At 71.1% G+C, this 9,280-nt stretch carries 11 protein-coding genes; 3 read left to right on the top strand and 8 right to left on the bottom strand.

Annotated elements, in window-relative coordinates; genetic code table 11:
- Positions 1 to 149 precede the first annotated feature (149 nt).
- The gene (locus R6V09_RS37645) at positions 150 to 1,307 is read left to right on the top strand and encodes an ArgE/DapE family deacylase (RefSeq protein WP_317885970.1); all 1,158 of its coding nucleotides are present in this window, start codon (positions 150 to 152) and stop codon (positions 1,305 to 1,307) included.
- Between the two features lie 82 nt (positions 1,308 to 1,389).
- A complete protein-coding gene (locus R6V09_RS37640) occupies positions 1,390 to 2,319 on the top strand; it encodes an anti-sigma factor RsbA family regulatory protein (RefSeq protein WP_317885969.1) in 930 nt (309 codons plus the stop codon).
- A gap of 4 nt (positions 2,320 to 2,323) precedes the next feature.
- Here the strand turns inward: R6V09_RS37640 and R6V09_RS37635 are convergent, their stop codons facing one another.
- From R6V09_RS37635 to R6V09_RS37600, 8 genes are all read right to left on the bottom strand, one after another.
- On the bottom strand, positions 2,324 to 2,686 hold the full coding sequence (locus R6V09_RS37635; protein ID WP_317885968.1) for an STAS domain-containing protein: 363 nt from the start codon (positions 2,684 to 2,686) through the stop codon (positions 2,324 to 2,326).
- Positions 2,683 to 3,954 carry a PP2C family protein-serine/threonine phosphatase gene (locus R6V09_RS37630; protein WP_317885967.1) on the bottom strand — a complete coding sequence of 424 codons (1,272 nt, stop codon included), beginning with the start codon at positions 3,952 to 3,954 and terminating at the stop codon, positions 2,683 to 2,685. The genes R6V09_RS37635 and R6V09_RS37630 overlap by 4 nt, the downstream gene beginning before the upstream one ends.
- Positions 3,951 to 4,583 (bottom strand): alpha/beta fold hydrolase, encoded by a 633-nt coding sequence (locus R6V09_RS37625; protein WP_317885966.1) that lies wholly within the window; start codon positions 4,581 to 4,583, stop codon positions 3,951 to 3,953. Before R6V09_RS37625 ends, R6V09_RS37630 begins: the two co-directional genes overlap by 4 nt.
- Positions 4,584 to 4,617: 34 nt before the next feature.
- On the bottom strand, positions 4,618 to 4,953 hold the full coding sequence (locus R6V09_RS37620) for a hypothetical protein (protein WP_317885965.1): 336 nt from the start codon (positions 4,951 to 4,953) through the stop codon (positions 4,618 to 4,620).
- Positions 4,954 to 4,988: 35 nt separating this feature from the next.
- Complete coding sequence (locus R6V09_RS37615; protein ID WP_442810218.1) at positions 4,989 to 5,861, bottom strand: RNA polymerase sigma factor SigF; 873 nt, start codon at positions 5,859 to 5,861, stop codon at positions 4,989 to 4,991.
- A 116-nt stretch (positions 5,862 to 5,977) separates the two neighbouring features.
- Positions 5,978 to 6,835 carry a DUF1206 domain-containing protein gene (locus tag R6V09_RS37610; protein ID WP_317885964.1) on the bottom strand — a complete coding sequence of 286 codons (858 nt, stop codon included), beginning with the start codon at positions 6,833 to 6,835 and terminating at the stop codon, positions 5,978 to 5,980.
- Between the two features lie 136 nt (positions 6,836 to 6,971).
- Complete coding sequence (locus R6V09_RS37605) at positions 6,972 to 7,832, bottom strand: COG4705 family protein (RefSeq protein ID WP_317885963.1); 861 nt, start codon at positions 7,830 to 7,832, stop codon at positions 6,972 to 6,974.
- Between the two features lie 7 nt (positions 7,833 to 7,839).
- Entirely contained in the window at positions 7,840 to 8,679 is an 840-nt protein-coding gene (locus tag R6V09_RS37600) for a COG4705 family protein (protein ID WP_317885962.1), read from the bottom strand.
- A 123-nt stretch (positions 8,680 to 8,802) separates the two neighbouring features.
- On the opposite strand from R6V09_RS37600, the gene R6V09_RS37595 reads away from it, so the two are divergent.
- Positions 8,803 to 9,280: response regulator transcription factor (locus R6V09_RS37595; RefSeq protein ID WP_317885961.1), on the top strand; the 478-nt coding region annotated here is incomplete at its 3' end.

Here is a 9,280-nt window from a genome sequence, read left to right as displayed (position 1 = left end):
GGTGCGGCCTCGCTCGCGGGTGTCCGCGCCGCGCTGACCGGGGAGGGCGCCGCCGGGCGCCGTAGAGCCCTGGCCGTCGGTTCCGGATCGACCGTCGTCCTGCTGAGCACCGAGGGTACGGCCGCCAACCCTCACGCGGAGGATCGGCGATGACACGGCGGGCCGAAGAACTCGACCCGGTACGGCTGCTGGAGCGGCTGATCGCGGTCGACTCCGTCAACCCGGGTCTCGCGGCCTCGGGCGCGGGGGAAGGGGCGATCGCAGACCTGTGCGCGGACTGGTTCGGCGCGCGTGGGTTCGAGGTCCACCGGCTGGAGCGGAACCCGGGTCGCCCGTCCCTCGTGGCCGTCGCCCACGGCACCGGTGGCGGCCGTTCGCTGATGCTCAACGGGCATCTCGACACCGTGGGTCTGGGCGGCTACGAGGGCGAGCCGCTCAGGCCCCGGATCGAGGACGGGAAGCTGTTCGGGCGGGGGGCCTTCGACATGAAGGGCGGTGTCGCGGCCATGATGACCGCCGCCGCCCGGGCCACCGCGCGGGGGCCGTTGCGCGGTGATGTGCTGCTCGCCTGTGTCGCCGACGAGGAGAACGCCAGTGCCGGTACCGAGGAGGTGCTGGAGTCGTTCACCGCCGACGCGGCGATCGTCACCGAGCCGAGCCGGCTCCAAGTGGTCCTCGCCCACAAGGGGTTCGCCTGGTTCGACGTGATCGTGCACGGGCGCGCCGCCCACGGGTCGCAGCCCGGCCTGGGCATCGACGCCATCGCCAAGGCCGGTCATTTCCTCGTGGCCGTCGAGGAGTTGGGGCGACGCCTCGCCGCGGCCGGAGGCCACCCGCTGCTCGGCTCCGGCACCGTGCACGCCTCCGTCATCCACGGCGGCGAGGAGCCCTCGACCTACCCGGCGCAGTGCCGGATCACCCTGGAACGGCGGACCGTGCCGGGCGAGGACGCCGACACCGTCCAGGCAGAGTTGACCGCGATCCTCGACCAACTCGCCGCCACCGTCCCGGACTTCTCCTACGAGTTGCGCCGCGGCCTGCACCGCCGGCCGTTCGAGGGGGACCCGGACCAGCCCGTCGTACGCACGCTGCTCCGGCACGCGCGGTCCGTCCTCGGGCACACACCCGCCGTCCTCGCCGAACCGTACTGGACCGACTGCGCCCTCCTGGACCGGGCCGGGATCCCCTGTCTGCTCTTCGGGGCCGACGGCGAGGGGGCGCACGAGGCCGTCGAATGGGCCGACATCGCCTCACTGCACCGGCTGACGGACATCCTCACCGACACCGTCACGGACTTCTGTTCCTGACGGCCTCGCGACCGCCCCCGTAGACTGCCGCGCGTCGTGGACATGTTCGGGCCGGACCGACGAGGATCGAGGTGGCGGTGCGATGGGTACGGCCACCGACGCTCGCCCGTTCGTGCATCCGGCGCTGTTCTACCGGAGCGAGGAGCAGTACACGGCGGGCACGGTGCCGTTCGTCCGGGAAGGCCTGGCGGCCGGGGAGGCCGTCGCGGTCGCCGTTCCCGGACCCCACGTCGACCTGATCAGAGCCGGACTCGGGCCGGGCGGGGCCGGTGTGCGGTTCCTCGACATGACCGAGGTCGGCCGCAATCCGGGTCGGATCATCCCCGGCGTGCTGCGGGCCTTCGCCGACGCCCACTCCGGCGGCCGGGTGCGGATCATAGGGGAACCGATCTGGCCCGGTCGCACCGCCGTGGAGTACCCGGCGTGCGTCCAGCACGAGGCACTGATCAACTCCGCTTTCGAGGAACGCGAGTTGACGATCCTGTGCCCCTACGACGCGGACCGCCTGGCACCGGAGGTGCTCGCCGACGCCCGCGCCACCCATCCGATCGTCCTCGACGGACACGCTCAACCGGCCGACGGCACCTACGATCCCGAGCGGATCATCGCCCGCTACAACGAGCCGCTCGTCCACCCGCCGGACGCTGCCTCCCTCGCGTTCGACACGGGCGAGCTCCCCAAGTCCCGCTGTTTCGCGGTCCAGGAGGCCGAGCGGCTGGGCCTGGCGGACCCGCGGTTGCACGATCTGGCGCTGGCCGTCGCGGAGTTGACCACCAACAGCGTGGTGCACGGGGGCGGTTCGGGGACGCTGCGGATCTGGGCCGAGGACGGGCAGATCGTCTGCGAGGTCGAGGACGGAGGGCGGCTGACCGACCCGCTGGCCGGCCGCCGCCCGCCGTCACGCGATCTGCCCGGCGGGCGCGGACTCCTCCTGGTCCACTCCGTCGCCGACCTCGTACGCGTGCACACGGCGCCGGACGGCACGACGATCCGTTTCTACCTCGCCCGTTGACGGTTCAGGGCCGGGTCGCCGGAGGGGTCCAGGCCGCTTCGGCCGCCTGCGCGGTGGGGTGGGTGGAGAAGACCTGGTCCAGGCCGACGATGCGGAGGATCCGGCCGAGGTGCGCGGGGACCGCGGCCAGCGCGATGCCCGCCCCGGCGGCGAGGGCGTGATTGCGGGCCGCGAGCAGGGCGGTGATGCCGCTGGAGTCGCAGAAGGTGACACCGGTCAGGTCGACGACGAGCTGCTGGCCGTCCTGGAGCGCGAGTCCGGGCAGGAGTTCGCGTACCTGGGCGCAGCTGTCGTAGTCGAGCTCGCCGGTCAGTTCGACGACGGGGCCCGCGGGGGTGGTCCGGGTCTGTACGGCGAGTTGGGTCACTGCGGCTCTTCGCTGGTCGGTCGGGGCACGTTGATGGCGAGGACGGCGGTGTCGTCGTCGATGCCGGTGCCGAATGTGTCGAGCAGGTCGCGGATCGCTGCGACGGCGTCGGAGGCGGTGGTGGGTGCCAGCGCCCGGGCGAAGTCGAGAAGGGCCTCGTCCCCGTAGCGGTCGCCGTCGCTGGTGCGGGCCTGGCGGGCCTCGGTGAGACCGTCCGTGTGCAGCAGCAGGGTGTCGCCCGCGGCCAGGTGCACGGTGGCGGTGGCGATGTGGGCGTCGGGCAGGACACCGATGAGCTGTCCGCCGGGGGTGTCGACCTGGTCGGCGCTGCCGTCGGCGCGCAGCAGCAGGGCCGGGGGGTGGCCGCCGCTGGCCAGGGTGATGCGGAAGCCGCCGTGCTCGCCCTCGGGGGTGAGCAGTCCGAAGACGACGGTGCAGAACCGCGGGTCGTGGCCGTTGTACTCGTGGTTGAGGACGGTGTTGAGATTGCCCAGGACGGCGGCCGGGTCGGGGTCGTAGACGGCGGCGGCGCGCAGCGTGTAGCGGGCCAGCGAGGTGACGGCCGCCGCGGCGGCACCCTTGCCGCACACGTCCCCCAGGAACAGTCCCCAGGTCCCGGCGGAGAGCGGGAAGAGGTCGTAGAAGTCGCCGCCGACCATGTCGGTGGAGGCGACGTGGTAGTACGCGGCGACGTCAAGTCCGGGCACGTTCACCAGAGTTGGCGGCAGCAGGGTCTGCTGCAGGGTGGCGTTGAGACGCATGAGTTCTTCGCGTTCGCGCTCGGCCTGGCGGCGGGCGCGCAGCAGTTCCGTCTCGTAGGCGCGGCGGTCGCGGGCGTCGAAGACGGTGGTGCGGATCAGCAGCGGCCGGCCGTCGCCACCGCTCTTGACCGTGGAGGTGACCAGCACGGGCAGCCGGTCGCCGTCGGTCGTCCTCAGCTCCAGGGCGATCCCGCTGACCTCACCCTGGATGAGCAGCAGCGGGGCGAAGTGGGTCTCGTGGTAGAGCCTGCCGCCCACGGTCAGCAGGTCGGAGAAGGTCCTACGGCCCACCAGGTCGCCGCGCTCGTGGCCGAGCCAGTCGAGCAGCGTCCTGTTGATCTTCGCGATGGTGCCGTCCGGAAGTGTGGACAGGTAGCCGCAGGGCGCGTGTTCGTAGAGGTCCTCGGCGCTGTCCTCCAGGAGCGCGGAGAACGCCGCGTGCTCGGCACCCGGCTGTTTCCCGGGTGCTCTGTGATCCCCGCTCTCGGTCTCCCCACCGGTGTTCATCGGCGGACGGCCCCGACGAAGCCGGTGATCGCGGCGGCCGTCTCCTGCGGCGCGGCAAGCTGGGGGCAGTGTCCGGTCGCGTTCAGGGTGACCAGGCGGCTTCCCCGGATCCGGGACCGTACGGACTCGCCGACCTCCGGGGGCGCGATCGCGTCCCGGGAGCACTGCGCGACCAGCGTGGGCACGGTGACGTCGGCGAGGTCCTCCCCCAGTTCAGGGCGCTCCGGATTGCCCATGATCACCGGTGCCATGGCGGCCGACCAGCCAAGGTGGTTCGCGTCCAGGGAGCCCAGGAGCTCGTCGATGTCCGCGGCGCTGAAACCGCCGCGGTAGCCGGTGGCCGGATCGTCGACGAAGCACGGCGAGGGGGCGAGTGCCTGCTCATGGCAGATCTCCAGCACGTCCTCGGTGTAGCCGTCCAGGGTGGAGCAGCGCTCCGGGCTCCATGCCGACAGGTCGGAACGTCCGGCTCCCACATGGTCGACGAGCAGCACGGTGAAGTCGCGTTCCAGGAGCGGCACCACCAGCCGCCACATGTGCTGGTCGCACCCGAACCCGTGCGCCGGCACCACCACCGGCCCACCGGCCCGGCCGGTCACCGTCACCTGGTTCCTGCTGCGCACGCCCATGGGGCCCATCCTCACAGACCGCTTCCTCGCCGGACTACCGCGGCAACCCGGTGATGGGCTCCTCCGGTGGCTGTCTCGGCTTCCCCAGCGACCAGCCGGACACGTCCGTGAGCCGTCCGCGCCACAGGGGCATGACCGCGGACCCTCCGCCGGCGGCGTCGTGCAGGCTGTGCGCCCAGCCGGTGGTCCACGCCTCGTGGGAGATCAGGTCGCCGTGCAGGAAGGCGCCCCCGATGGTGAGCGTGATGGGCAGGGCGGCTTCTGCGTCCTGGCCGAGCAGCCGTACCAGCAGCTGGAGTTGGAGGTCCGGCACCGGCTCCGCGACGATCGGTGCGGACGGCCGGCGCAGCGGATCGTGGTCGGCACTCATCCCTGGTGATCCCTTCGGCGCGGTGCGGGTGGGGATCACATGGTCAGGAGGCCGGTGCGCAGCTTCGCGAGGGTGCGGTTCAGCAGGCGGGATATGTGCATCTGCGACAAGTCCAGTCGGCGGCCGATCTCGGCCTGGGTCAGCTCCTGGCCGAACCGCATCTCGATGATGCTCCGCTCCCGCTCGTCGAGCCGTTGCAGCAGGGGGCCGAGTGTGTGGAGGTCCTCGAACAGTTCCAGGGCCGGGTCGGCATCGCCCAGGGTGTCCGCGTACTTCGGCGCGCTGTCGGCCTCGTCGCCGCCCGGGGTGTCGATGGAGCCGGCGACATAGCCGTTGGCGGCGATGAGTCCCTCGATCACCTCGTCCTCGGTCAGCTCCAGATGGGCGGCGAGTTCCTTGACCGTGGGGGTGCGGTCCAGTTCGGTGGCGAGGGTCTCCTTGCTCTTGGCGAGCTCGACACGGAGTTCCTGGAGGCGGCGCGGCACGTGCACGGCCCAGGTGGTGTCACGGAAGAAGCGCTTGATCTCGCCGACGATGTAAGGGATCGCGAAGGAGGTGAACTCGACCTCGCGCGTCAGGTCGAAGCGGTCGATGGCCTTGATCAGGCCGATCGTACCGACCTGGACGACGTCCTCCATCTCGCCGCTGCCCCGGCTGCGGAAGCGGCGGGCGGCGAAGGCCACCAGGGACAGGTTCATCTCGATCAGCGTGTTCCGCGCGTACTGGTACTCCTGGGTGCCCTCCTCCAACTCCCGCAGCCGGTCCAGGAACAGCCTCGACAGCACGCGTGCGTCCTTGGGAGCGACCTTGGCCCCGTCCTCGATCCACGGCAGGTCGTCCGCTGCCTGCGATGTTCCCGTGCGGGCAGGAGCAGTTGCTTCGAGGGCGTTCACGGATGAAGCCACGATGCCGCCTTATATGGGGAACAGGTCGAACCCCACGTGCCCGCTCCGGGCGACTTCATGTCCGCGCGGACGGGTTTTTGTTTCCCCGACCCCGCTCACCGGATTCGCCCGAGCTCCGGTCACAGGCGGCGCCGGCGTGCCGACGCGAAGGAGAAACCGCCGAACAGGACAAGCCCGACGGCCACGGCGACCAGCAGCCACGGGCCCGCCGGAGTGTGCGCGAAGGTGCGAAGGGTGGCGTCCATGCCCTTGGCCTGCCGCGGGTCGAAGCGGATGGCAGCCACCAACGCGAAGACACCCACCCCGGCGAACACGGCGCCGCGCGCCGCACCACCGCCCACACCGAGGGCGGTGACGACCTGCCGTACCCGGCGGCTCATCCTCCCGGTCTCCAGCTTCCGCAAGAAACTCCGCAGCACCGCCCGCACCGCCAGGGTCGCGCCGACTCCGATCAGGACGCAGCCGGCGAGACCCACCAGCTCCTGACCGCCCGGCAGCTTCAGCGCCGAGGCGGTCCAGTCCCGCGACTTGGCATCACCGCCGGACGACCCGCCGGTCCCGGCCTCGAAGGACGCCGTACCCCAGCAGACGAAGCCGTAGAACACTGCCCGGCCACCGTCCAGCAGCCGCGAACCCACCTTGTTCTTCGGCCCCTTGGACAGCAGCGCCCGGGAGCCCCGCCAGATCGCCATGCAACCGAAACCGACGACCAGCATCCACAGCATCACCTTCCCGAAGGGCTGCGCCGCGACCTGCTGCAACGCGCCCTGCCGGTCCGCCTCCCGGCCACCGCCGCCGAACGCGATCCGCAGGGCGAGGGCGCCGACGAGGACGTAGACGACGCCGCGTGCGACGAATCCGGCGCGCCCGGTGGCGGCCCGCGCCTGCTTGCCCTCGGCCGGTCCCGGTGTCCGGCTCCGGCGGCCTGCGGAACTGCCGTTCCTCAGGCCCCACTTGTGTGTATGAGACGACGTCATGATTCCTTTCCCGGAGACACTGGACGGGCCGACGTGCGGGCGCACTGTTAAGTGGCCCGCACTCCCGCGTGCCCCGGTCGGGCGCTTCGATGTCCGTCGGAGGGGGTGGCGTGCAGGTGCGGTACGGGCGGTGTGGTCAGCCGGTCCGCTCGGTGACCCGGTCTCGCTCGCCCCCGGTCCAGGGAGGCGGAGGCTCGGGCGAGAGCCGGGCGGGGCTCCGGCGCTCCTGGAGGAGGGCGTGGCCCGTCAGGCCGATCAGGACCGCGAGCAGTACGGCCGACGAGCCCGCCGTACCGAGGTCGAGGCCGCCCTTGACGGCCGGCTTGGTGAGGAGGTCGCCGGCGGTGGCGCCGAGTGGCCGGGTCAGCACGAAGGCGATCCAGAACAGCAGCACGTTCGGGACCGCCGGCACCTTCATCAGGACCAGCAGCACCAGCAGGGCGCCGGTCACGAGCGCGGCCCCGCCGGCGTAGCCGAGACCCGAACTGTCGGACAGGAAGTCGCCCATGGAGGTGCCGAGGGTGTTGGAGACGAGGATCGCCGACCAGAACAGGGTCTCGCCGCGGAAGGTGACGATGTCGCGGATCTCGAACGTCATCCCGCTCGCCTTCCAGAGCGCGAAGACGAGCAGCAGCACCGAGATCAGGATCGCCGCGCCCGTGGGGTAGCCGAGGCCCAGGCCCTGCGGGCCCCAGCCCAGTGAACTGGCGCCGTTGGCAAGGTACTTGGCGCTGCCGTCGCGGTTCATGAAGTCGGACAGTGTGGTGCCGGCCGTGCTGGTGGACAGGATGACCGTCCAGTAGAGGAACGGGTTGTAGCGGCGGGAGCGCAGTTGTACGACCAGGGTGACCACGAAGACCGCGAACAGCGCGACCGTGGTGAGGAAGTAACCGAGCTTCAGGGTCTGCGCGAAGAGGTCACCTGCCGTCTCGCCCAGAGTTGTCGCCGCGATCTTCATCACCCAGAAGGCGAGGGTGACTTGGGGCAGTTTCCGCATCGCTCGGTCAGACCACCCGTCGTACGAGGCGCTCGGGGTCGCCGGCGTCCTTGCGGGTCACCGTCAGGTACACCACCAGTCCCAGGATGACCGCCAGGAAGACCCCGCTGGTGACGACGGTGCCGAAGCCCAGGCCGCCGTCGCCGGCCGGCTGGGAGAGGTAGTCGCCGATCGAGGCGCCCAGCGGACGGGTGAGGATGTAGGCGATCCAGAAGCTCCGCACCGCGTCCAGGCCGAGGGCGAAGTGGGCGACCGCCACCGCCGCGATGGCCAGGGCGAACAGGAGGGCGGACAACCAGTATCCGAGGTCCATGCGCTCGGAGACCAGGTCGCCGGCGGCGGTGCCCAGCGCGAAGGTGAACAGCACGGCGAGCCAGTAGAAGGCCTCGCGGCCGGTGGTGTCGATGCTGTGGATGGACAGTGTCCGCTCGCGCCGGTACCAGACCACGAACACGACAGCGAGAACGAGCGCGAACACCGTGGTGCTCGTCTCCAGCGGCACGCCCATGTTGTCGGTCAGGTTGTCGCTGATGAGTGTGCCGACGACGCTGATCAGGGCCACGGCGAGCCAGTAGACGCCGGCGCGATAGGCCCGCGTACGGAACTGGACCACAAGCACCACCGCCAGCAGCCCGCTCATCAGCACGGACACACCGGTCAGGCCGAGGCCGGCCTTCTCGTTCAGCAGATCTGCCGCGGTCTCGCCGACGGTCGTGCACAGCACCTTGATGATCCAGAAGTAGAGGGTGACTTCCGGCACCTTGTTCCAGCGCGGCCGGGCGACACCGGGCACGGCGGTCCCGGGAGTTTCGGGGGTTCTGGAGGTCTCGGAGGTTTCGTATGTCATGCGGCCCGACCGTGCCATCGACCACCTGAACAGATCCTGACTGCCGTACGGCGCACTCCCGCACCATCGTCGTCTACAGTTCCGTAGACCGTCTACAGGATTGTAGTCATCCAGGGGAGGACCATGCGCCGGACGATCCTGGTCGTCGAGGACGATCACGCCCTGCGGGACGTGCTCATGCGCGGGTTGCGCGACGAGGACTTCGACACCGTCCCCGCGTCGGACGGCGCCACCGCGCTGCGGCTGGCCACCGACGACGTCTGTGCCGCCGTACTCGACATCGGGCTGCCCGACGCCGACGGGCGGGACGTGTGCCAGGCGATGCGCGCGAACGGGTTCCTCTCCCCCGTCGTCTTCCTCAGCGCGCACCACCGGCTGCCCGACCGGCTGTCGGGGTTCTCGGCCGGGGGCGACGACTATCTGTCCAAGCCGTTCCATCTCGCCGAACTCGCCGCCCGGCTGCGGGCGGCTCTCAAGCGGGCCGCGCCACCGCCCGCCGCCACGGCGGGAGACCTGGTGCTGGACGCCGTCCGGCACACGGTCGACGTCCGAGGCGCGCGGGTCGATCTGACGCCGACCGAGTTCCGGCTGCTGGCCGCGC

The sequence above is a fragment of the Streptomyces sp. W16 genome, assembly GCF_033194735.1.
Lineage (GTDB): Bacteria > Actinomycetota > Actinomycetes > Streptomycetales > Streptomycetaceae > Streptomyces.
The sequence above is the reverse complement of the archived record's forward strand: the minus strand, read 5'-3'. Positions and strand labels throughout refer to the sequence as shown.